At 73.2% G+C, this 21,688-nt stretch carries 20 protein-coding genes; 11 read left to right on the top strand and 9 right to left on the bottom strand.

The features are described 5' to 3' along the window. Nucleotides 1–12 precede the first annotated feature (12 nt). From cseB to IE207_RS21645, 4 genes are all read right to left on the bottom strand, one after another. A complete protein-coding gene (cseB, locus tag IE207_RS21660) occupies nucleotides 13–723 on the bottom strand; it encodes a two-component system response regulator CseB (RefSeq protein WP_190185932.1) in 711 nt (236 codons plus the stop codon). 13 nt (nucleotides 724–736) lie between these two features. Continuing rightward, nucleotides 737–1,375 carry a hypothetical protein gene (locus IE207_RS21655; RefSeq protein WP_190186102.1) on the bottom strand — a complete coding sequence of 213 codons (639 nt, stop codon included), beginning with the start codon at nucleotides 1,373–1,375 and terminating at the stop codon, nucleotides 737–739. Between the two features lie 44 nt (nucleotides 1,376–1,419). Then, a complete protein-coding gene (locus tag IE207_RS21650; RefSeq protein ID WP_190185931.1) occupies nucleotides 1,420–1,980 on the bottom strand; it encodes a SigE family RNA polymerase sigma factor in 561 nt (186 codons plus the stop codon). Between the two features lie 271 nt (nucleotides 1,981–2,251). Then, nucleotides 2,252–3,157 (bottom strand): iron-sulfur binding domain-containing protein, encoded by a 906-nt coding sequence (locus tag IE207_RS21645; RefSeq protein ID WP_190185930.1) that lies wholly within the window; start codon nucleotides 3,155–3,157, stop codon nucleotides 2,252–2,254. 345 nt (nucleotides 3,158–3,502) lie between these two features. Here IE207_RS21645 and IE207_RS21640 point away from each other — a divergent pair, with 345 nt between their 5' ends. Then, nucleotides 3,503–4,234 (top strand): hypothetical protein, encoded by a 732-nt coding sequence (locus tag IE207_RS21640; RefSeq protein ID WP_308433643.1) that lies wholly within the window; start codon nucleotides 3,503–3,505, stop codon nucleotides 4,232–4,234. 18 nt (nucleotides 4,235–4,252) lie between these two features. Here IE207_RS21640 and disA read toward each other — a convergent pair whose 3' ends face one another. Together disA and radA are read right to left on the bottom strand one after the other, a co-directional pair. After that, nucleotides 4,253–5,377: a DNA integrity scanning diadenylate cyclase DisA gene (disA, locus tag IE207_RS21635; protein ID WP_190185928.1), complete on the bottom strand. Its 1,125-nt coding sequence runs from the start codon at nucleotides 5,375–5,377 to the stop codon at nucleotides 4,253–4,255. 176 nt (nucleotides 5,378–5,553) lie between these two features. After that, a complete protein-coding gene (gene radA, locus IE207_RS21630) occupies nucleotides 5,554–6,966 on the bottom strand; it encodes a DNA repair protein RadA (RefSeq protein ID WP_190185927.1) in 1,413 nt (470 codons plus the stop codon). 158 nt (nucleotides 6,967–7,124) lie between these two features. Between radA and IE207_RS21625 the strand changes: the two genes are divergently transcribed. Beyond that, a complete protein-coding gene (locus tag IE207_RS21625) occupies nucleotides 7,125–8,867 on the top strand; it encodes a BACON domain-containing protein (protein WP_190185926.1) in 1,743 nt (580 codons plus the stop codon). Nucleotides 8,868–8,896: 29 nt separating this feature from the next. Here IE207_RS21625 and IE207_RS21620 read toward each other — a convergent pair whose 3' ends face one another. Continuing rightward, nucleotides 8,897–9,715 carry a DUF3109 family protein gene (locus tag IE207_RS21620; protein WP_190185925.1) on the bottom strand — a complete coding sequence of 273 codons (819 nt, stop codon included), beginning with the start codon at nucleotides 9,713–9,715 and terminating at the stop codon, nucleotides 8,897–8,899. 63 nt (nucleotides 9,716–9,778) lie between these two features. Here IE207_RS21620 and IE207_RS21615 point away from each other — a divergent pair, with 63 nt between their 5' ends. The 4 genes from IE207_RS21615 (at nucleotide 9,779) to ilvD (ending at nucleotide 14,256) form a co-directional block, all read left to right on the top strand. After that, nucleotides 9,779–10,708, top strand: coding sequence for a Ppx/GppA family phosphatase (locus IE207_RS21615; RefSeq protein WP_190185924.1), 930 nt, complete (start codon nucleotides 9,779–9,781; stop codon nucleotides 10,706–10,708). Nucleotides 10,709–10,835: 127 nt separating this feature from the next. Continuing rightward, complete coding sequence (locus tag IE207_RS21610) at nucleotides 10,836–11,663, top strand: sugar phosphate isomerase/epimerase family protein (RefSeq protein ID WP_190185923.1); 828 nt, start codon at nucleotides 10,836–10,838, stop codon at nucleotides 11,661–11,663. Then, entirely contained in the window at nucleotides 11,660–12,280 is a 621-nt protein-coding gene (locus IE207_RS21605) for a TetR/AcrR family transcriptional regulator (protein WP_190185922.1), read from the top strand. Before IE207_RS21610 ends, IE207_RS21605 begins: the two co-directional genes overlap by 4 nt. Nucleotides 12,281–12,405: 125 nt before the next feature. Continuing rightward, complete coding sequence (gene ilvD, locus IE207_RS21600; protein WP_190185921.1) at nucleotides 12,406–14,256, top strand: dihydroxy-acid dehydratase; 1,851 nt, start codon at nucleotides 12,406–12,408, stop codon at nucleotides 14,254–14,256. A gap of 52 nt (nucleotides 14,257–14,308) precedes the next feature. On the opposite strand, the gene IE207_RS21595 is transcribed toward ilvD, so the two are convergent. Further along, nucleotides 14,309–16,465, bottom strand: coding sequence for a serine/threonine-protein kinase (locus IE207_RS21595; RefSeq protein WP_229873881.1), 2,157 nt, complete (start codon nucleotides 16,463–16,465; stop codon nucleotides 14,309–14,311). 107 nt (nucleotides 16,466–16,572) lie between these two features. On the opposite strand from IE207_RS21595, the gene IE207_RS21590 reads away from it, so the two are divergent. The 5 genes from IE207_RS21590 (at nucleotide 16,573) to proC (ending at nucleotide 20,022) form a co-directional block, all read left to right on the top strand. Beyond that, the gene (locus IE207_RS21590; protein ID WP_190185920.1) at nucleotides 16,573–16,884 is read left to right on the top strand and encodes a peptidase; all 312 of its coding nucleotides are present in this window, start codon (nucleotides 16,573–16,575) and stop codon (nucleotides 16,882–16,884) included. A 79-nt stretch (nucleotides 16,885–16,963) separates the two neighbouring features. Continuing rightward, a complete protein-coding gene (locus IE207_RS21585) occupies nucleotides 16,964–17,500 on the top strand; it encodes a hypothetical protein (RefSeq protein ID WP_190185919.1) in 537 nt (178 codons plus the stop codon). A gap of 104 nt (nucleotides 17,501–17,604) precedes the next feature. Next, the gene (locus IE207_RS21580) at nucleotides 17,605–18,411 is read left to right on the top strand and encodes an ABC transporter ATP-binding protein (RefSeq protein ID WP_190185918.1); all 807 of its coding nucleotides are present in this window, start codon (nucleotides 17,605–17,607) and stop codon (nucleotides 18,409–18,411) included. Continuing rightward, nucleotides 18,408–19,145 (top strand): ABC transporter permease, encoded by a 738-nt coding sequence (locus IE207_RS21575; RefSeq protein WP_190185917.1) that lies wholly within the window; start codon nucleotides 18,408–18,410, stop codon nucleotides 19,143–19,145. Before IE207_RS21580 ends, IE207_RS21575 begins: the two co-directional genes overlap by 4 nt. A gap of 67 nt (nucleotides 19,146–19,212) precedes the next feature. Further along, nucleotides 19,213–20,022, top strand: a complete 810-nt coding sequence (proC, locus tag IE207_RS21570) for a pyrroline-5-carboxylate reductase (protein ID WP_190185916.1) — start codon at nucleotides 19,213–19,215, stop codon at nucleotides 20,020–20,022. A 49-nt stretch (nucleotides 20,023–20,071) separates the two neighbouring features. Here the strand turns inward: proC and trpS are convergent, their stop codons facing one another. Next, nucleotides 20,072–21,070, bottom strand: a complete 999-nt coding sequence (gene trpS / locus IE207_RS21565) for a tryptophan--tRNA ligase (protein WP_190185915.1) — start codon at nucleotides 21,068–21,070, stop codon at nucleotides 20,072–20,074. Nucleotides 21,071–21,688: the final 618 nt, after the last annotated feature.

The following is a 21,688-nucleotide window of genomic DNA, read 5'->3' as shown; positions in this document are numbered from 1 at the left end:
GCGAGAACCGTTTCATGCCTTGAGCTTGTATCCGAAGCCCCGGACCGTTTCGATCCGGTCCTGTCCGATCTTGGTGCGCAGCCGCTGGACGTGGACGTCCACGACGCGGGTGTCGCCGCCCCAGTCGTAGTCCCAGACCCGCTCCAGCAGCCGGTCCCGCGAGAGGACGGTGCCGGGCGCGGAGGAGAACTCCAGCAGCAGCCGCATCTCGGTGGGGGTCAGGGCCACGGGGGCGCCCGCCTTGCGCACCTCCATGCCCTCGGTGTCGACCTCCAGGTCGCCGAAGGTCAGTACCCCGCGCTCGCCGGAGTCCTGTTCCCCGGTCGCCGGGCCGCCGCCGTGCACACCGTTCGCGTGGCCGAAGCGGCGCAGCACGGCGCGGATCCGGGCCACGAGGACGGAGCCGTCGAACGGCTTGGTGACGTAGTCGTCGGCGCCCGCCTCCAGGCCCAGGACGACATCGATGGAGTCGGCCCGCGCGGACAGCATGATCACCGGGACGGTGGACTCGTCGCGGATGCGGCGGCACAGGCTCACGCCGTCCATGCCGGGCACCATCACGTCGAGCAGCGCGATGTCGGGCCGGTTCGCCCGGAACGACTCCAGGCCGGCCAGGCCGTCGGGCATGGCGGTGACCACGAAGCCGTCGCGTTCCAGCGCCAGCGTCGTGGCCTCGCGGATGACGTCGTCGTCCTCCACGAAGAGCACATGGGTCTCGGCCACGCGGTGCCTCGCTTCAGTTCTTGGGTGTGGCGGCCGGGGCGGGCTGGGAACCGCCGTCGACGTTGCTGTAGTCCGTGTGGACCCGGTCCTGCTCGGTGAACTTGTCCCCGCTCCACCGGTATGTGATCACGTCCTCGCCGGACGGGTACGAGAGAGCGTCGCTCTTGCCGTACACCGGTTTGGTGACCACGAGGTCGCCGCGGTCGATCTCCGCGTAGACGGGAGGCTGTTCGTCCGCGAAGACGTTCTCGTACTTCGCGCCCTCGGCGCGGTACACGTACGAGCCGCGCCCCAGAGCGTCGGCGCACGACAGCACGTTGACGACGATGTCGACGACCGTGCCGCCGGTGACCTTCCCGTAGCTGACGTCGACGGGGTACTCCTTGCCCGTGCAGGGCTTGAGGTCCCGCTTGACCTCGGCGCTCACCTTGGGGTCCGCCTTGAGCAGGGCGACCGGGTCGACCTTCCCGGCCGGCCGGTCCGAGGCCGGGGAGGTCACGGCGTTCGGGGAGGCGGCCGAGCCGACCGGCGGGCCTGTCCGGGCCACCGTCTCGGTACGGGCCGGGCCGCCGTCGCGGAGCCCCGTGCCGCCGGTCGCGCAGCCGGCCGCGAGCAGCCCGGTGCCGACGAGGACGACCGTCCCCGCCGACATCAGCACCAGCGGCTTCCTGCCGCCGGCGTCCTTGCCCTGGCCGTTCAGGCCGCGCACCGCTCCCGCCCCTCGTACCGCACCGTGTGGTCGCCGCGCTCCAGCGCGCGCATGTCGAGGTCCCGGCTCTCCAGCTCCTGCCGGAGGCGGGCCAGTGCGCGGTGCAGGGTGCTCTTCACGGTTCCCGTCGACATGCCGAGCGCCGCCGCCGTCTCCTCGGTGCTCATCTGCTCCCAGTGTCGCAGCACGACCACACTGCGCTGCTTGGGGGCGAGGACCTTGAGGATGTCCATCAGCAGGGCGCGGTCGGCGCGCTGGTCGGAGCCGTCCTCGACGGAGGCGTCCGGGAGCTGCTCGGTGGGGACCTCGTCGAGCTTGCGGGCCCGCCACCACTCTGTACGCGTGTTGATCATGACGCGTCGCAGGTAGGCGTCGGCGAGCGCCTTGTCGGCGATGCCGTCCCAGCGGCCGTACGTGCGCACGAGCGCGGTCTGCAGGAGGTCCTGGGCGTCCGTGGGGTCCGGGACGAGGCGCCGGGCACTGCGCAGCAGCGCGTCCTGCCGGGTGCGTACGTACTCCTCGAATTCGAGTACCTCGCCGTGCGCCATCTCAGACCGCCTCCGTTCCGCCCAACGTGCATCCACCGCGTTACGGGTCCGACGGTACGGAGGCGTTGTCACGGCACTGTGCGGGTAAGCCTTCGGCGGGCGCACGGACACCCGTAGATTGTGTAACAACGCCGTTTGAGCTGCGGTTTCCCGGATGTGAGCGGAGCCGCCGAGTCCACTTCCTGCGGCTCCCCGCGGCTCCCTGCGGCTCCCCGAGGCTCCCCGCGCGACCGCGGGTCGTGGGCACCGGCTGCGCGGCGGGGCCTGGGCGTCAGGTCCGCGGCAGCCGGTACAAGCCCTGCGCCAGCGGCTCCACCAGCCCGTCGGAGACCAGCCCGTCCAGCGCCCGCGCCCGCTGCACCGGTTCGTCCCAGACCGTGTCGAGCACGGACTGCGGAACCGGCCCCACCGCCTCCCGGAGCACCGCGAGGAGCCTGCCGCGCACCTGCCGGTCGGTCCCGGCGTACGTCTGCCCGCGCCGCGGCGGTCCGTCGTGCGGCGGCTTCCCGGCCAGCCGCCACGCGCACTGCCCCGCCACCGGACAGCGGCCGCAGTCCGGGGACTTGGCCGTGCACACCAGCGCGCCCAGCTCCATCGAGGCCGCCGCCCAGCGCGCCGCGACCGCCTCGTCCTCGGGCAGCAGGGCCCGGGCCAGGCGCCGTTCGGCGGCGGTGGTGGCGTTCGGCGGGTACTCGACGCCGGTCGTGGTGCGGGCGAAGACCCGGCGGACGTTGGTGTCCAGCACCGCGTGCCGCTGCCCGTACGCGAAGGAGGCCACCGCCGCCGCCGTGTACTCGCCGATCCCGGGCAGCGCGAGCAGCTGTGCGTGGTCCCGCGGCACGTCGCCCCCGTGCCGTTCCGTTATCGCGACGGCGGCGCCGTGCAGGCGCAGGGCCCGGCGCGGGTAGCCGAGCCGGCCCCAGGCCCGTACGGCCTCGCCGGGGGCCTCGGCGGCCAGGTCGGCGGGCCGGGGCCACCGGGCGAGCCACTGTTCGTACACCGGCAGGACCCGGCTGACCGGGGTCTGCTGGAGCATGAACTCGCTGACCATGACCCCCCAGGGGCCGGCCTCGGGGCGGCGCCAGGGCAGGTCGCGGGCGTGCTCGTCGAACCACGCGATGACGGGGGAGTGCAGCGCGTGGGCGACGTCGGGGGAGGGGAAGGTGGATGCAGTCATGGCACACGCATCCTGGCACGTTTCGCCCCCCTCGTGCCGGGGGCCCGGCGCGGCGCCACGGGCGTGGCGCGGGCGGAGTCCGTATCCCGCCGCCGGTCCCGCCGTCGCGGTCCGGGCCCGCGATGGTCACCCACAGTGGCGGCCGGCCGTACGCGGCCCGAACCCCGTATGGCCTGATCTTTTCGGCCGGATGGGGCCAGCGGGATGATCATCGGCAAAACAAGCCGGATGTGCGGCATGTGGGGCGGTGATCGCGGCGCTGGTTCTCGTAAAGTTCCGTCCGTGGGATCACTGCGCAATCCGGTCGGGCCGCTCCCCTCCTCCATTTACTGGCGACGGAGGGCTGTGCTGGCGTCCGTCGCCGCGCTCCTCGCGCTCCTCGCCGTATGGACGGTCAGTTCCGGTGGGGGAAAGCCGAGTACGAACGGCGAGGGCAAGGGCGGCCCGCGTCCCGTCACCTCGATCACCCCCGGTCCCTCGGGCTCCGGCCCGGCGATCAGCCAGGCGCCGGGCGGCCGCGGGGACTCCGGCTCCGGTTCCGGCGGCGGTACCGGGACGGGTTCCGGTACGGGCGCCGGCAAGAACGGCGAAACGGGCGGCGGCGGTTCTAACGACGCCGGCGGCAACGGGGGTTCCGGCGCCGCGGCCGCGGTCCCCGCTGACTCCGTCCTCCCCACGTGCGCGCCGGGCGTGGTGCAGTGGGAGGTCAAGAGCGTGAAGAACGAGTACGAGGCGAACGAGAAGCCCCGGCTCGAACTGATCGTCCGCAACGTGTCCGGAACCACCTGCAAGGTCGGACTCGGTCCCAGGCAGGCCGTCGTGACGATCACTCAGGCCAGCGGCAACAAGCCGGTCTGGTCGGGCTCCGACTGCCCGGCCGGCGCGGCGAACGCCTTCTTCCGGCTGCCCGCGCAGGGGGAGGCGAAGCAGTCGCTGGAGTGGGACCGCAAGCCCAGCGCGCCCGACCAGTGCCAGACTCCTCCGGCCGGGTCGGCGGCCCCGGACACCTACGTGGTCGAGGTCAAGGCCCCCGGCATGCCGGTCGCCCGCACCTCGTTCGTCCTCAAGCAGGACTGAGCGGGGCGGGCGCGCGGCTCACACGTAGCGTTCGAGGATCGAGGACTCGGCCAGGCGGGACAGGCCCTCGCGGACGCTGCGCGCGCGGGCCTCGCCCACGCCGTCCACGGTCTGGAGGTCGTCCACACTCGCGGCCAGCAGCTTCTGCAGGCCCCCGAAGTGCTCGACCAGCCGCTCGATGATCGCGCCCGGCAGCCGGGGCACCTTCGCCAGGAGCCGGTACCCGCGCGGCGAGACCGCCGAGTCCAGCGTCTCCGGCGAGCCCGTGTACCCGAGGGCCTTCGCGACGATCCCCAGCTCCAGCAGCTCCGGGTGCGTCAGCGCGTCCAGCGCCGGCAGCGCCTCGTCCACCGTGCGGGAACGCTTCGCCGTCGGCTCGGGAACGTAGTCCCGGATCACCAGCTCCCGTTCCTGCTCGATCCCGACCGTCAGCTCGTCCAGCTGGAGCGACAGGAGGCGTCCGTCGGTGCCGAGTTCCACCACGTATTCGGCGATTTCCGTGGCAATACGGCGAACCATTTCCAGCCGCTGCGCGACCGCCGTCACGTCGCGCACCGTGACCAGGTCCTCGATCTCCAGCGCCGACAGGGTCCCGGCGACCTCGTCCAGCCGCAGCTTGTACCGCTCCAGCGTGGCCAGCGCCTGGTTCGCGCGGGACAGGATCGCCCCGGACTCCTCCAGGACCCGCCGCTCCCCGTCCACGTAGAGCGCGATCAGCCGCATCGACTGCGACACGGACACGACGGGGAAACCGCACTGCTTCGAGACCCGGTCCGCCGTACGGTGGCGGGTGCCGGTCTCCTCCGTCGGGATCGAGGCGTCCGGGACTAGTTGCACGCCCGCCCGGAGGATCTTCGTGAGGTCCTTGTCGAGGATGAGGGCGCCGTCGAGCTTGCACAGCTCGCGCAGCCGGGTCGCGGTGAACTCCACGTCCAGCACGAAACCGCCGGTGCACATCGCCTCGACGGCCTTGTCCATGCCGAGGACGATGAGGCCGCCGGTGTTGCCGCGGACGATCCGTTCGAGACCGTCACGCAGGGGCTGACCAGGAGCGACCGCGCTCAGCGAGGCCCGCATCATGGCTTCCTGCCTGGAGCTCGCGCCCGACTTCCCGGATGCTGCTGCACCGTCCTTGGCTGCCACTGCACTCCTCCGGTCGCGGGTTGCGCCGCCTGCGTACGGCCGGGCGGACCAGCACAAAGTCTACCGGCGCGCTCCGCGCCCGCGCCGTGCCTTGTTCCGTATAGGTCAGGAAGCGGCGCCACGGACGCGGCAAGGAGCGGGGCGGGGCCGCTGCGGCCGACGGGCGGTGGCCCGGGCTACTCGCCCGCCCGCTCCCGGGCAGGCGTGCGGGACCGGCCGCGCGGCAGGACCCGTAGCGCGTCTCCCATGTCCGCCACCTCGATGACCTTCATGCCCGGCGGCACCTTCCCCGGATCGGCCGGGACCAGCGCGTGGGTGAACCCGAGCCGGTGGGCCTCCGCGAGCCGCCGCTGGACGCCCGTCACCCGCCGCACCTCCCCGGCCAGCCCGACCTCCCCGATCGCCACGAGGTTCTTCGGCAGGGGGACGTCGCTCGCCGCCGAGGCCAGCGCCAGCGCGATCGCCAGGTCCGCGGCCGGCTCGGTGAGCTTCACCCCGCCCACCGTGGCGCTGTAGATGTCCCGCTTGCCCAGGGCCGTGATCCGGCCGCGCTGTTCCAGCACCGCCAGCATCATCGAGACGCGCGAGGTCTCCAGCCCCGAGGTGGTCCGGCGCGGCGAGGGGATCTGCGAGTCCACCGTCAGCGCCTGCACCTCCGCGACCAGCGGCCGCTTGCCCTCCAGCGTCACCGTCAGGCAGGTCCCCGGTACCGCCTCCGCGCGGCGCGTGAGGAACAGCCCGCTCGGGTCGGCGAGTCCGACGATGCCCTCGTCGTGCAGCTCGAAGCAGCCGACCTCGTCGGTGGCCCCGTAACGGTTCTTCACACCGCGCACCAGCCGCAGCCGCGCGTGCCGGTCGCCCTCGAAGCTCAGCACCACATCCACCAGGTGCTCCAGCAGCCGGGGGCCGGCGATGGCGCCGTCCTTGGTGACGTGGCCGACGAGCAGGGTGGACATCCCCCGCTCCTTGGAGGCCCGGATCAGCGCCCCCGCCACCTCGCGGACCTGCGCCATGCCGCCTGGCGCGCCGTCGATCTCGGGGGAGGCGATGGTCTGTACGGAGTCCAGGATCAGCAGCGAGGGCTTGACGGCGTCCAAGTGTCCGAGGACCGCCGACAGGTCGGTCTCCGCGGCGAGGTAGAGGTGGTCGTTCAGCGCGTTGATCCGGTCGGCCCGCAGCCGGACCTGGCTCGCGGACTCCTCGCCCGTCACGTACAGCGTGCGGTGGTCGTCGGTGGCCGCCTTCGCGGCGACGTCCAGCAGCAGCGTCGACTTGCCGACGCCCGGCTCGCCGGCCAGCAGCACGACGGCCCCCGGCACGAGCCCGCCGCCGAGGACCCGGTCCAGCTCGTCCACGCCGGTGCTGCGGGCCGCGGCCGTACGGCCGTCGACCTGCGCGATCGGGACGGCGGGGGCCGAGACCCGGCCGGCCGCGGTGGTCCGCACGGCGGGCGCGCCCATCTCCTCGACGGTCCCCCACGCCTGGCACTCGGGGCACCGGCCGAGCCATTTCGCGGTCGTCCAGCCGCACTCGGAGCAGCGGTAGGACGGCCGGTCCTTGGCGGATGAACGAGATGTACGGGCAGCCATGCGCCCACCGTAGCCGCCGCCACCGACACCGCCGGCGGCGCTGCCGCCGGTCGTGACGTCAGGGGCGCTGTCAGCACGAGCCCGATCTGTTCACCCGTAAGGGCTAAAACCGCTGAAGGCTTCCGGACCGTCACCGGCGCGCCGCCTACGGTCGCCGAGTGAACAGCAGCAACCAACCACACCCCCCGGCGCGCACCGGCGCACACCGGGCGCAGGGGCGCACGCCCTCCCGTGGACCGGAGCCGGCCCTCGCGGGCGAGCAGCCTCCCCCCTTCCGGCACGAGCCCTACCTCGACGGACTGTTCACCTACTGCCTGTCGGTGCTGTGTGACCACGACACCGCCACCGACGTGCTCGGTAACGTCCTCGCCGTCGCCGAGCGGTATCCCGGCCGCTGCCCCGACGAAGGGGACCGGCGAGCCTGGCTCTACGCCCTGGCCCGCTGGGGCTGCCTCACCCGGCTGGGCGAACAACGGCGCCCGCGCCAGGGGGCGCATTCCGCCGGGCGCACGCCGGAGCACACCGACGGAGAGTGTGCGCCGGGGGCCCTGGACGTGAGCGCCTACCGCCGCACCGAGCTGGCCCGCCTCGCCTGGCCCGAAGCCGCCGGAACCACCCCCGAGCAGCGGGAGGCCCTCGAACTCGCCGTCCGCCACCGCCTCGCCGTACCGGAACTCGCCGCCGTCCTCGGCACCCAGGCCGCCGCCGCCCGGGAGTTGCTCACCGGCGCCGCCTGCGAGGTGGAACGCACCCGCGCCGCTCTCGCCGTCGTCGAGACCGGCAACTGTCCGGCCGTGTCGCGGCTCACCGGCGACGGCCAGGTGCTGCTGTCCACCACCCTGCGCGCCGAACTCGTACGCCACGTGGACGACTGCCCGCGCTGCCGCCGGGTCGCCGAACGGGTGGGCGCCGCGGCCCCCTGGCCCGGCTCCGGCGGTGTCCACACCCCCGGGCTCCCCCTGGTCCCCGCCCCGCGCACCGCGGTCCACGCCGCGATGCTGCGCTCCGGCCGTCGCCGCCGGGGCGGCCCCGGCCCCCGCTTCGACCGCACCGGCTTCCCCATGGACCCCAAGGACCGCGCGGCGCGCCGCGACCGGCTCCGGGCGCGGGCGGTCACCACCACTGTCGTGGCCACCGTCGTCGCCGCCCCCGTCCTCGCGCTGTGGGCCGCGTACCGGGGCGCCCCCAGTACCGGCGAACCCACCGCGGGCACCACCGCCCGGATCTCCGCCAGCGAATCGGAACTCCCGCTCCCGCACGTCGACGGGCGCCCCTTCGCCGCCTACCTGAACGCCGGCAACACCGCCCACACCACCGGCGAGCCCGGCTTCGCGCCGGGTGCCGACGTCCCGGACGTGTCCGTCGAGGTGGTCAGCCCCGGTGCGTCCGGCACTCCGCAACCCGGTGGTCCGGGCGGCCCGGGCCACATCGCCGTGAGCGCCAGCACCCGGGGCGGCACCACCGTGCTCACCCTCACCGCCTCCGGCGGCGCCCCGGTGGACTGGCGGCTGTGGTCGGACGCGCCGTGGCTGCGGGCCGGCCGGAGCGCGGGCACCCTGGCCCCGGGAGAATCGGTCACCCTGTGGATCACCGTCGACGCCCATGCCCAGCCGGTCGGCGCCTGGTCCGCCAGGGTCGGGATCGACCCCGACGGCGCGGTGGTCTCCATCCGCGGCTACGGCCGCCCGGCGCCGGATCCCACTCCGCCCGCGACGCCGGACCCGACGCCGACCCCGACCCCGACACCGCCGAGCCCCACCCCCACGCCGACGCCGCCCGCGACGCCGGACCCGACCCCGACGCCGACCCGGACGCCGCCGAGCCCCACCCCGACTCCGACGCCGTCCGAAGGAACGGTTTCCCCGGCCCCGGACCCGGCCCCTTCGGGTTCGGCGCCCTAACGGTCAGGCACAGCGGTCAGGCACAGCGGTCAGGCGTGGGCGGCCGGCGGCGGGTCCGCCGGGTGCGGGGCCATCGGCAGCAGTGAAGCCAGCCGCGCCTCGCACAGCTTCACCAGCTCCGCGTACGCCTCCTCGCCCATGAGCTCCGTCAGCTCCGGCCGGTACGACACGTACACCGGCTGCCCCGCGCCGTGCGCGGAGGTGGCCGAAGTGCACCACCAGTGCAGGTCGTGGCCGCCCGGCCCCCAGCCGCGCCGGTCGTACTCCTCGATCGACACCTGGAGCACCCGCGTGTCGTCGGGCCGGTCGATCCAGTCGTACGTACGCCGGATCGGCAGCTGCCAGCACACGTCGGGCTTGGTCTCCAGCGGCTCCTGGCCGCTCTTCAACGCCAGGATGTGCAGCGAACAGCCCGCGCCGGCCGGGAAGCCGGGCCGGTTCAGGAAGATGCAGGCGCCGTCCCAGCGGCGGGTCTGCTTCTCCCCGTCGTCGTCGTTCTGCGTCCACCCGGACTCGCTGCCGACGTCGTGGAACTGCCACAGCTCGGGCGTCAGGCGGGCCACGTGCCCGGCGACCCGCTTCTCGTCGTCCTCGTCGGAGAAGTGCGCACCGAGCGTGCAGCAGCCGTCCTCCGCCCGGCCGGCCTGGATGCCCTGGCAGCCGCTGCCGAAGATGCACGTCCATCGGGAGGTCAGCCAGGTCAGGTCGCAGCGGAAGACCTGCTCGTCGTCGGCGGGGTCGGGGAACTCCACCCACGCCCTGGGGAAGTCGATCCCCTTCTCGTCGGCCACGACCTTCGGCTTCTTCTTGGGGGTCTTGGACATGTTGGCCTTCTTCGTATTTGGCACAAACCCAAGCCTAAGCGCCCCTTACTCCACCCATACGCGACGAGCCCAGTAGCGTTTCCGGTTATGAGACTCGGTGTCCTTGATGTGGGTTCGAACACGGTTCATCTGCTGGTGGTGGACGCGCACCCCGGTGCGCGCCCGCTGTCGGCGCACTCGCACAAGGTGGAGCTGCGGCTCGCGGAGCTGCTGGACGAACGCGGCTCGGTCACACCGGAGGGCATACAACGGCTCGTTTCGGTCATCGGCGACGCGGTGCAGGCCGCCGAGGACAAGGGCTGCGAGGACCTGCTGCCCTTCGCGACGAGCGCCGTGCGGGAGGCGACGAACGCGGACGAGGTCCTGGCCCGGGTCAAGGCCGAGACCGGTATCGACCTGCCCATCCTCAGCGGCGACGACGAAGCCCGCCTCACGTTCCTCGCGGTGCGGCGGTGGTTCGGCTGGTCGGCGGGCAAGCTGCTGGTCCTGGACATCGGCGGCGGCTCGCTGGAGATCGCGTACGGCATCGACGAGGAACCCGACGCGGCGGTGTCCCTCCCGCTCGGCGCGGGCCGCCTCACCTCGGCGTGGCTCCCGGGCGACCCGCCGGCGCCGGCCGACGTGAAGGCGCTGCGCCGCCACGCGCGGGCGCAGATCGCCCGGACGGTGGGGGAGTTCAGCCGCTTCGGGACGCCGGACCACGTGGTGGCGACGTCGAAGACCTTCAAGCAGCTGGCCCGGATCGCGGGCGCGGCCCGCTCAGCGGAGGGGCTGTACGTACAGCGCGACCTGACGCGCAAGGCGCTGGAGGAGTGGGTCCCGCGCCTGGCGGCGATGACCACCGCCCAGCGCGCCGCCCTCCCGGGCGTCTCGGAGGGCCGGGCGCACCAGCTGCTGGCGGGAGCGCTGGTGGCGGAGGGCGCGATGGACCTCTTCGGCGTGGACGACCTCGAAATCTGCCCCTGGGCCCTCCGCGAGGGCGTCATCCTCCGCCGCCTGGACCACCTCCCGACCTGACCCCCTTCGCTCCGCCACCGCCCAGCGGTGGTTGCCCACCGCCCCCCGGCGGTGGCGCGCAGGACGAGCGGGGCCGGGTGGTGGGTGTCACGGCGGGGGGCGGGGTGGGGACCGTACCCTGTCTCCCGTGGCAGAACCAGTCCGGATCCCGAACGCGAAAGTCGCCCTCTCCACGGCCTCCGTATACCCGGAGACGACGGCGACCGCCTTCGAGATCGCCGCGCGCCTCGGGTACGACGGCGTCGAGGTGATGGTCTGGACCGATCCCGTCAGCCAGGACATCGACGCGCTGCGGCGGCTGTCCGACCACCATCAGGTGCCGATCCTCGCCGTGCACGCCCCCTGTCTGCTGATCACCCAGCGGGTGTGGTCCACCGATCCGTGGACCAAGCTGCGCCGCGCCCAGGCCGCCGCCGAGCGGCTCGGGGCGTCCACCGTCGTCGTGCACCCGCCGTTCCGCTGGCAGCGCCAGTACGCCCGTGACTTCGTCACCGGCATCTGGCGGATGGCCGATGAGACCGACGTCCGGTTCGCCGTCGAGAACATGTACCCCTGGCGCTACCGCGACCGCGAGATGCTCGCGTACGCGCCCGAGTGGGACGTCACCAAGGACGACTACCGGCACTTCACCATCGACCTCTCGCACACCGCGACCGCCCGGACCGACGCGGCCGCCATGGTCGACCGCATGGGGGATCGCCTCGCCCACGTCCACCTCGCCGACGGGAACGGTTCCGCGAAGGACGAGCACCTCGTCCCCGGCCGCGGCACCCAGCCCTGCGCCGAGCTGCTCGCCGGGCTGGCCCGTACGTCCTTCGACGGACACGTGGTGATCGAGGTCAACACCCGCCGCGCCATGTCGTCCGCCGAGCGCGAGGCGGACCTGGCCGAAGCCCTCGCCTTCACCCGCGCCCACCTCGCCGCCTCCTCGCCGAAGCCGGCCCGCCGCCCGTGACCGAGCCGCCGCCCCGCCCCCGCCGCGGCCCCGGCCGCCCCCGCCAGGACGAGGCCGACGAAGGTCCCGGCACCCAGGAGCGCATCCGCGCCGCCGCCCGCGCCGAGTTCGCGGCGCGCGGCTACGACAAGACCTCCGTACGCGGCATCGCGAAAGCCGCCGGCGTGGACCCCGCGCTGGTGCACCACTACTTCGGCAGCAAGGACGACCTCTTCGCCGCCGCGATCGAGCTGAGCCTGGAGCCGGCCCTCGTCGTCCCGATGATCCTCGGCGGCGGCCCCGAGGGCATCGGCGAACGCCTCGCCCGCTACTTCCTCGGCGTGTGGGAGAACCCCGTCACCCGCGTGCCGCTGCTCGCCGTCATCCGGTCGGCGCTCACGCACGAGGCGGCGGCGAAGGTGCTGCGCGCACTCATCCTGCGCCGGGTCCTGGAGCGGGTCGCCGCCGACCTCAACGTGCCCGACCCCACCTTCCGCGCGGAGCTGGCCGCCTCCCACATGGTCGGCATCGCGATCCTGCGCTACGTCGTCCAGGTCGAGCCCCTCGCGTCCGCCGATCCGGAGGCGATCATCAGCCTGGTGGCGCCCACCCTGCAGCGTTACCTGACCGAGGACTGAGCCACCCGTCCCGGGATGCGGACAGTCTGTCCGCATCGCGGGCCGGGAGCGTAGCCTCGTAACCGAGCCTTATCCACAGTCGCGGGGGTGTGTGAACGCCGCCGTACTCATGGGGAGTGAACCCGATGCCCGAGCTGAGGTCCCGCACCGTCACCCACGGCCGCAACATGGCAGGCGCACGCGCGCTGATGCGCGCCTCGGGCGTAGCGAGCGCGGACATCGGGAAGCCGATCATCGCGGTCGCCAACTCCTTCACCGAGTTCGTCCCCGGCCACACCCACCTCGCCCCGGTCGGCCGGATCGTCTCGGACGCGATCCTCGCCGCGGGCGCCATCCCGCGCGAGTTCAACACCATCGCCGTGGACGACGGCATCGCGATGGGCCACGCCGGAATGCTGTACTCCCTGCCGTCCCGCGACCTGATCGCGGACTCCGTGGAGTACATGGTCGAGGCGCACTGCGCGGACGCGCTGATCTGCATCTCCAACTGCGACAAGATCACCCCCGGCATGCTGATGGCCGCCATGCGCCTCAACATCCCGGTCGTCTTCGTCTCCGGCGGCCCGATGGAGGCCGGTCAGGCCACCCTGGTCGACGGCACCGTCCGCAAGCTCGACCTGATCGACGCCATGGTCGACGCCTCCAACGAGAACGTCTCGGACGAGGACGTCCTGCGCATCGAGGAGAACGCCTGTCCGACCTGTGGTTCGTGTTCGGGCATGTTCACCGCCAACTCGATGAACTGCCTCGCCGAGGCCATCGGCCTGGCCCTCCCCGGCAACGGCTCTGTCCTCGCCACGCACACCGCCCGCCGCGCCCTGTACGAGGACGCCGGCCGGACGATCGTGGAGATCACCAAGCGCTACTACGAGCAGGACGACGCCTCCGTCCTGCCGCGCAACATCGCGACCCGCCAGGCCTTCGAGAACGCCATGGCCCTCGACATCGCCATGGGCGGCTCCACGAACACGATCCTGCACCTCCTCGCCGCCGCGCAGGAGGCCGGCCTGGACTACGACCTCACCGACATCGACGAGGTCTCCCGCCGCGTCCCGTGCCTGGCCAAGGTCGCGCCGAACGTGGCGCCCGGCGGCACGTACTACATGGAGGACATCCACCGCGCCGGCGGCATCCCCGCCATCCTCGGCGAGCTGCACCGCGGCGGCCTCCTCAACAAGGACGTCACCACCGTCCACTCCGAGAACCTCGAAGACTGGCTGGCCAAGTGGGACGCCCGCTCCGGCACGGCGTCCGAGGAGGCCATGGAGCTGTGGCACGCGGCCCCCGGCTGCAAGCGCTCCGCGACGGCCTTCTCCCAGTCCGAGCGGTGGGACACCCTCGACCTGGACGCCGAGGGCGGCTGCATCCGCTCCGTGCAGCACGCCTACTCCAAGGACGGCGGCCTGGCCGTCCTGCGCGGCAACATCGCCGCCGACGGATGCGTGGTCAAGACGGCCGGCGTCGACGAGTCGATCTGGACCTTCGAGGGCCCGGCAGTGGTCTGCGAGTCGCAGGACGAGGCCGTCGACAAGATCCTGCGCAAGGAGATCGAGCCGGGTGACGTCGTCGTCATCCGCTACGAGGGTCCGCGCGGCGGCCCCGGCATGCAGGAGATGCTCTACCCGACCTCCTTCCTCAAGGGCCGCGGCCTCGGCAAGGTCTGTGCGCTGGTGACCGACGGCCGCTTCTCCGGCGGCACTTCGGGCCTGTCCATCGGCCACGCCTCCCCGGAGGCGGCCTCGGGCGGCACCATCGCCCTGGTCGAGGACGGCGACCGGATCCGCATCGACATCCCGAACCGCTCCATCGAACTGCTGGTCTCCGACGAGGAGCTGGCGGCCCGCCGCGACGCGCTGGGCGGGGTGTACGCCCCGAAGAACCGCGAGCGCAAGGTGTCGGCCGCGCTGCGCGCCTACGCCGCGATGGCCACCAGCGCCGACAAGGGCGCGGTTCGCGACGTGTCCCGCCTCGGCTGAGCTCCCGGGCCGCCCGGCCCCGCCGCCACGCCCGCGAACCCCGCCGGGGTCCTCACCACCCGGCGGGGTTCGCCGCGTCCACGGCGAACACGGAACCGTCGGGCGCGGCCGCGTACACCGTGCCGTCCGCGACGACGGGCGCGGTCAGGGACGCGGCGAAGGAGCCCTGGTCGCCGCCCATCCGCGGCTTCGTCTGCCCCAGCAGCCGCCCGTCCAAGGCCCCGACCGCCAGCAGCCGGCCGTCGGGCGCCGTCAGGTAGACCCGCCCGCCGTCGACCGCCGGGCGGGACGAGACCGCCAGGCCCGTCTCCAGCCGCCACAGCTCCCGTTCGGGGCCGACGGCGGCCAGTGCGCCCGCGGAGCCCGCGAGGTACACGACGCCGTCGGGCCCCGCCGTGGCCTGGGCCTCATACAGAGGGACGGCCAGGCTGACCCGCCGCACCGAGCGCGTCGCCAGGTCCACGCGGACGACGGCGTCGGTCCTGCCCTGCGCGTCGCTCTCCAGCAGGTACGCGCTGCCCCGCACGGTGGCGACCGGCTGGAGGAGCCCCGCCGTACGGATCTGCCAGCGCACCGTCCCGTCGCCCGGGTCCACCGCCGCCACCCGGGTCCGGCTGCCGTCGGGCTCCCGGGTCGCCACGTACAGCGCGGCCTTGCCCGAGGTGTCCGGGCCGCCCCACCACACCGAGCCCGTCCCCCCGATCCGCCGGGTCCACTTCGGCGTGCCCGTCGCCGCGTCCAGCAGGGTCGCGGTCCCGTCGGAGCCGGCCGCGAGGACGTGCCCGGCCTCCGCGACGACCTGCGCGCCCGGCAGGTCCCGCTGCCAGAGCCGGGCTCCGGTCGCCGGGTCCAGGGCCTGGAGCACGCCGCTGCCCGCCCCGGCGGCGAGGACGAGGCCGCCCGCGTACAGGGGCGCCCGGGCCGACCCGGGCCCGGGCGCCGCCTGCGCCGGGACGGTCCAGCCGACGGCGCCGTTCGCCGGGTCGAGCCGGGCGGCGGCCAGCCCCCGCCCCGAGCAGTACAGTGCCGCGCTCCCCCAGGAGCAGGCCCCGGTCCCCTTCCCGGCGCCCGGGCCGGCCAGGGGCACCGACCAGGGCGCGAAGCGCTTCGTCGCGCCCGCATGCGCCGCCTTCGAGGCCGCCGGACCGGCGGAGTCGTCCCCCGTCGCGGAGCCGAGGTAGCCGCCGACGGCGCCGCCCGCGAGCAGCACCACCAGCCCCGCAGCCCACGCCGTGCGGACCCGGCCGCGCACCGGCCGCCCGGCCCCCTCGCCGGTCACGGGGCCCCCCGCGTCCCCACCGCCGGTGTCGACGCGCTCCCGCCGGTGCGTGTCGACTTCTGCCGGGGCGGGCCGGCGCGGCTGCGGGACGAACGCCTGCGTGTCCTCCCCGGTGGGGTAGGCCAGCGCCCGCATCCGCGCGATCAGCGCGTCGGCGGTCGGCCGCCGGGCGGGGTCCTTCGCCAGGCACTGGGCGACGAGCGGTACGAGCGGTTCCGGCAGCCCCGTCAGGTCGGGCTCGCCGTGCACCACCTGGTAGGCGACGAGGTAGTGGCTGTCGGAGTCGAAGGGGCCGCGTCCGGTCGCCGCATGCACCAGTACCGCGCCCAGCGCGAACACGTCGGCGGCCGTGCCGACCTCGCGGGGCGACTGGAACTGCTCCGGCGCCATGAACGGCGGCGTCCCGATCAGCTTCCCCGTTTCGGTCCGCAGGTCGCTGTCGGCGGGCCGCGAGATCCCGAAGTCGATGACCCGCACCCCGTCGGGGGCCATCAGCACGTTGCTGGGTTTGAGGTCGCGGTGCACCACTCCCGCCCGGTGGATGTCCCGCAGCGCCTCCGCCAGCCCGGCGGCGAGCCGCGTCAGCTCACCGGGGTCCAGCACCCGTTCCCGTACCCGCTCGGAGAGAGTCGGCGCGTCGATGAACAGCGTCGCCATCCAGGGCCGTTCGGCATCGGGGTCCGCGTCCACCACCGGCGCGGTGAACGCCCCGCTCACCCGGCGCGCGGCCGCGACCTCCTGCCGGAAACGCGCCCGGAACTCCGGGTCCACCGCGTGCTGCGCGTGCACCACCTTGACGGCGAGTTTCAGCCCCGAGCTGGAAGCGGCCAGGTGGACGACGCCCATGCCGCCGGAGCCGAGCACGGATTCCAGCCGGTAATGCCCGGCGTACTCGGGAAAGCCCGCGTTGTCCGCGCGCCGCGCATGCACCACTCACCACCCCCGCCGGAGCCTAGTCGATGGCCCGTGCGACCATCCAAGGGCTTGCCGCCCTGCGCGAGTTGCGCCGGGCAACACCCACGGGGGGAGTTTCACGCATGACTGTCGAGAACGATTCAAGCCAGGTGCAGGTCCAGGCCCAGAGCCTGTCCGGCTCCGGTTTCCCGACGTTCCCGGTCGCTCCGGGATACCAGGTCAACGTCCGCACCGGTCCGGGTACCGGCTACTCGATCTCCCGGGTCCTGCCGCTCGGCGCGTACGTCTCCATCCACTGCCAGTGCGACGGCACCACGGTCTCGGGCCCCTACGGCACCACGGACATCTGGGACTGCGTCGGCAACGGCGAGTTCGTGTCGGACGCGTACGTGAAGACGGGCAGCGACGGGTACGTGGCCACCCGCTGCGGCTGACCCCAGCCGGCCGGCCCCGGCGTTCTGCCAGATGAGACGCACCCCGGCGGGTGCGTCTCGGGCTGGAATAATCGCCGGTGTGAGCGACGACCAGCGAGACCAGACCCCCGCCGGACCGGCCCCCGCCGAGCCGGCCCCGGCCGCCGCCGGACCGCGCCCCGAGCCCCTCCGGTTCTTCGGCACCACCTGGGTCGACCACGACGGTGGCTACGCCCTGCGCCGCGCCGGGGTCGCCGTCGGTTCCCTGGTCTCGGCCTTCGCCGCCGCGTACCTGCTGCGCTTCGCCTACGAGGGGCTGGAGATCGGCGACGTCGGCCCGTTCCTCAGCATCTCCGTGGTCGTCCTCTTCGCGCTCGCCAGCGCCATCGCCTTCGTCAAGACGTGGGAGTCGTTCGGCCGCCGTCCCCGGCCGTCCTCGGACGAGGCCGCCCTCAAGGGGCTCAAAGCGATCGGTTTCATCGGCTCCCTCATCGCGTACTTCCTGCGCAGCCTGACCGAAGCCCCGGGCGAGAAGCTGCACCGTGCGGAGTACGAGCAGGCCCGCGCCGAGTTCGCCCGCCGCCGCAGCACCCGTACCGGCAACCCGTCCGCCCGCCGCCCCAAGCGCAAGAAGTAGCGGGACCACCACCCCCGGGCCGCCACCCCCGGGCAGCCCCGGGACACCCCTCCACCCACCTGGCCTGTTGACGCCCGGGCACCGCCGGGAGCATTATTCATCACATGATGAATAAACCGCCCGACGGCGCCGACCGGGCCGCGACCCCCGCCGTCCACGCCCACGCACTCACCGTCCGCCGCGGCACCGGCCGCCATCCCCGCACCGTCCTCGACGACCTCGCCTTCGACGTCCCCCGCGGCCGCATCACCGGCCTCCTCGGCCCCTCCGGCTGCGGAAAGTCCACCCTCATGCGCTCCGTCGTGGGCACCCAGGCCCACGTCACCGGCACCCTCGACGTCCTCGGCAGCCCCGCCGGCCACCCCGGGCTGCGCTCCCGCATCGGCTACGTCACCCAGGCGCCCTCCGTCTACGACGACCTCACCGTCCGGCAGAACCTCGACTACTTCGCCGCCGTCCTCGATCCCGGCGGCGCCGCCGCCGAACGCCGGCGCGCCACCGTCACCCGCGCCATCGCCGACGTCGACCTCACCAGCCGCTCCACCGCCCTCGCCGGCAACCTCTCCGGAGGCCAGCGCAGCCGCGTCTCCCTCGCCGTCGCCCTCCTCGGAGCCCCCGAACTGCTCGTCCTCGACGAACCCACCGTCGGCCTCGACCCCGTCCTGCGCCGCGACCTGTGGAACCTCTTCCACGACCTCACCGCCACCCGCGGCACCACGATCCTCGTCTCCTCCCACGTCATGGACGAAGCCGAGCGCTGCCACGACCTGCTCCTCATGCGCGAAGGCCGCATCCTCGCCCAGGACACCCCCGACGCGCTCCGCACCCGAACCCACAGCGCCACCGTCGAAGAGGGCTTCCTGCGCCTCGTCGACGAGGCCAACGCCCTGACCCGGGAGCAGACCCGATGAACGCATCCCGCACCACCACCACCGCCGGCCGCGTCCTGCGCCAGCTCCGCCACGACCCGCGCTCGATCGCGCTGATGCTGCTGGTCCCCGTACTGATGCTGATCCTGCTGCGCTACGTCTTCGACGGGAACCCGCGCACCTTCGACAGCATCGGCGCCAGCCTCCTCGGTATCTTCCCGCTGATCACGATGTTCCTCATCACCTCCATCGCCACCCTGCGCGAACGCACCTCCGGCACCCTCGAACGCCTCCTCGCCATGCCGCTCGGCAAGGGCGACCTCATCGCCGGCTACGCCCTCGCCTTCGGCGCCATGGCCGTGGTGCAGTCCGTCCTCGCCACCGGCGTCGCCCTGTGGGCCCTCGGCCTCGATGTCGTCGGCTCCCCCTGGCTGCTCCTGCTCGTCGCGCTCCTCGACGCGCTCCTCGGCACCGCCCTCGGCCTGTTCGTCTCCGCCTTCGCGGCCTCCGAATTCCAGGCCGTCCAGTTCATGCCGGCGGTGATCTTCCCCCAGCTGCTGCTCTGCGGCCTGTTCGCGCCGCGCGCCACCATGCAGCCGGTCCTCGAAGGCCTCTCCGACGTCCTGCCCATGTCCTACGCCGTCGACGGCATGACCCAGGTCCTCACCCACACCGACATGACCGCCGACTTCATCCGGGACGCCGCCATCGTCGCCGCCTGCGCCCTGCTCGTCCTCGCCCTCGGCGCGGCCACCCTGCGCCGCCGCACCCCGTAGGCACCCCGGGCCGACCGCACTACGGACACCACGGCCCCGCGCCCCGCCCGGATGCAAGGATGAAGGCATGACCCAGACAGTCGCCGTCCTCGGCACCGGAAAGATCGGCGAGGCCCTGCTCAGCGGGATGATCCGCGGCGGTTGGCCGGCCGGCAAGCTCCTCGTCACCGCCCGCCGCGCCGAACGGGCCGCGGAACTCCGCGACCGCTACGGCGTCGAGGCCGTCAGCAACGCCGAGGCCGCGAAGCGCGCGGACACCCTCATCCTCACCGTCAAGCCGCAGGACATGGGCAAGCTCCTCGAAGAGCTCGCCCCGCACGTCCCCGCCGACCGCCTGGTCATCAGCGGCGCCGCCGGCGTCCCCACGGCCTTCTTCGAGGAACGGCTCGCCCCCGGCACCCCCGTCGTCCGCGTCATGACGAACACCCCCGCCCTCGTCGACGAGGCCATGTCCGTCATCTCGGCCGGCAGCCACGCCACCGCCGCGCACCTCGCCCACACCGAGGAGATCTTCGGCGGCGTCGGCAAGACCCTGCGCGTCCCCGAGTCCCAGCAGGACGCCGCGACCGCCCTCTCCGGCTCCGGCCCGGCCTACTTCTACTTCCTGGTCGAAGCCATGACGGACGCCGGCATCCTCCTCGGTCTGCCCCGCGCCCAGGCCCACGACCTGATCGTGCAGGCCGCCATCGGCGCCGCCGTGATGCTCCGCGACAGCGGCGAACACCCGGTCAAACTCCGCGAGGCCGTCACCTCCCCCGCCGGTACGACCATCAACGCCATCGTGGAGCTGGAGAAGCACGGCGTACGGGCGGCCCTGATCGCCGCCCTGGAAGCGGCCCGCGACCGCAGCCGCGAACTCGCCTCCGGCAACAGCTGACGCACCCGGTCGCGGTCCCGCCCCGGAGCGGGACCGCGACCGCACCCTTTCAGGGCTCCAGCAGCCCGATGTTCCGGTACGCCCGGTCCACCACCGGCCGGGCGAGCCCGCGCGCCCGCTCCGCCCCGGCCCGCAGCACCCGCTCCACGCCGCCGGGATCGGCCGCCAGCTCCGCGTGCCGCTCCTGCACCGGACGCAGCACCTCCACCACGGCCTCGGCCACGTCCCGCTTGAGCGCCCCGTACCCGGAGTACCGGTCGGCCAGCGCGGCCGGCTCTGCGCCCGTACAAGCGGAGAGGATGTCGAGCAGGTTGGCGACCCCGGGGCGCGCGGCCCGGTCGTAGACGACCCCGCCGTCCCCGCTGTCGGTGACGGCCCGCATCACCTTTTTGGTGATCACCGCCGGCTCGTCGAGGAGATAGACGATGCCCGCCCCGTTCTCGTGCGACTTCCCCATCTTCGCGGCCGGGTCCTGGAGGTCCATGACCCGCGCCGCAACGGTGGGCAGCACCACCTGCGGGACGGTGAAGGTGTGCCCGTAGCGCAGGTTGAACCGGACCGCGAGATCGCGGGCCAGCTCCACGTGCTGGCGCTGGTCCTCACCGACCGGCACCTCGGCCGCGTCGTACGCCAGGATGTCGGCGGCCATCAGCACCGGATAGGTCAGCAACGACAACCGCACGCCGTCCCCGGCCGCCCGGGCCCGCGCCGCCTTCTCCTTGTACTGGATCATCCGCCGCAACTCACCGTCGGTGGCGGTGCACTCCAGCAGGTACGACAGCCGGGTGTGCTCGTCCACGTGGCTCTGCACGAACAGCGTGCACTTGAGGGGGTCCAGCCCGGAGGCGAGGAACAGCGTGGCCGCCTGCCTGCTCAGCCGCCGCACGCGGGCCGGATCGTGATCGACGGTCAGCGCGTGCAGGTCGACCACACAGAACAGCGCGTCGTGCGGCTCCTGCTCGGCCGCGACCCACTGCCGCAGGGCGCCCAGGTAGTTCCCCAGCGTCAGGTGCCCGCTCGGCTTGATCCCGCTGAAGATCCTCGTCATGTCCGTCTCCCTGTGTGAGTGGCCGTACGGCCGTCCGGTCGGTGGCACCGCGTGGGGCGACCGAGCCACTCCCGGGGGAGAAACAGAAACGGCCGCCGAAGCGGCGGCCGTGAGCGCATGCGCGCGCAAGTGGAGGTCGGCCGCCGTCAGGCGGCCCACCAGCAGAGGTTGAGCGTGAGCGCATGCGTAGTCATGGGGCAGAGGCTAGCGGGGAGACGGCGGGCCGCGCCAGGGTTGACACACCTGTGGCAGGTCCGTAAGGTTCTTCGAGTTGTCCGAAGTGAGCGCCGACCCCGGTCGGTCCCCGGACGGCCATCCCGCACTACAACATTCGAACGAACGGCTCATTTTGTCGTCTCGTTTTCATGCGTATTTGCGAATGAGGAATCCGCGTCCGAGGACGCAGCCGCCGATTGGCTTCGGGGGCACGGAATCCGCTACTGTCTCACTCGCCGCAAGGGCCCAACAGCCCGACCGGCAAACCCCGCTGACCGGGAGTCAGGCCCGAAAGGATCTGATAGAGTCGGAATCGCCGGAAAGGGAAACGCGAAAGCGTGGAACCGGAGGGCGGAAAACAAGCGGGACTGACTCTGATAGAGTCGGAAACGCAAGAACAAA

Source organism: Streptomyces cirratus, assembly GCF_014650775.1.
GTDB classification, from domain to species: Bacteria; Actinomycetota; Actinomycetes; order Streptomycetales; family Streptomycetaceae; genus Streptomyces; species Streptomyces cirratus.
The sequence above is the reverse complement of the archived record's forward strand: the minus strand, read 5'-3'. Positions and strand labels throughout refer to the sequence as shown.

Coding starts and splice junctions, on each gene's coding strand:
- IE207_RS21655 (WP_190186102.1), bottom strand. CDS start 1,375: ATGTCGGCGGGGACGGTCGTCCTCGTCGGCACCGGGCTGCTCGCGGCC.
- IE207_RS21650 (WP_190185931.1), bottom strand. CDS start 1,980: ATGGCGCACGGCGAGGTACTCGAATTCGAGGAGTACGTACGCACCCGG.
- IE207_RS21645 (WP_190185930.1), bottom strand. CDS start 3,157: ATGACTGCATCCACCTTCCCCTCCCCCGACGTCGCCCACGCGCTGCAC.
- radA (WP_190185927.1), bottom strand. CDS start 6,966: ATGGCTGCCCGTACATCTCGTTCATCCGCCAAGGACCGGCCGTCCTAC.
- IE207_RS21615 (WP_190185924.1), top strand. CDS start 9,779: ATGAGACTCGGTGTCCTTGATGTGGGTTCGAACACGGTTCATCTGCTG.
- ilvD (WP_190185921.1), top strand. CDS start 12,406: ATGCCCGAGCTGAGGTCCCGCACCGTCACCCACGGCCGCAACATGGCA.
- IE207_RS21590 (WP_190185920.1), top strand. CDS start 16,573: ATGACTGTCGAGAACGATTCAAGCCAGGTGCAGGTCCAGGCCCAGAGC.
- IE207_RS21580 (WP_190185918.1), top strand. CDS start 17,605: ATGATGAATAAACCGCCCGACGGCGCCGACCGGGCCGCGACCCCCGCC.
- IE207_RS21575 (WP_190185917.1), top strand. CDS start 18,408: ATGAACGCATCCCGCACCACCACCACCGCCGGCCGCGTCCTGCGCCAG.
- proC (WP_190185916.1), top strand. CDS start 19,213: ATGACCCAGACAGTCGCCGTCCTCGGCACCGGAAAGATCGGCGAGGCC.
- trpS (WP_190185915.1), bottom strand. CDS start 21,070: ATGACGAGGATCTTCAGCGGGATCAAGCCGAGCGGGCACCTGACGCTG.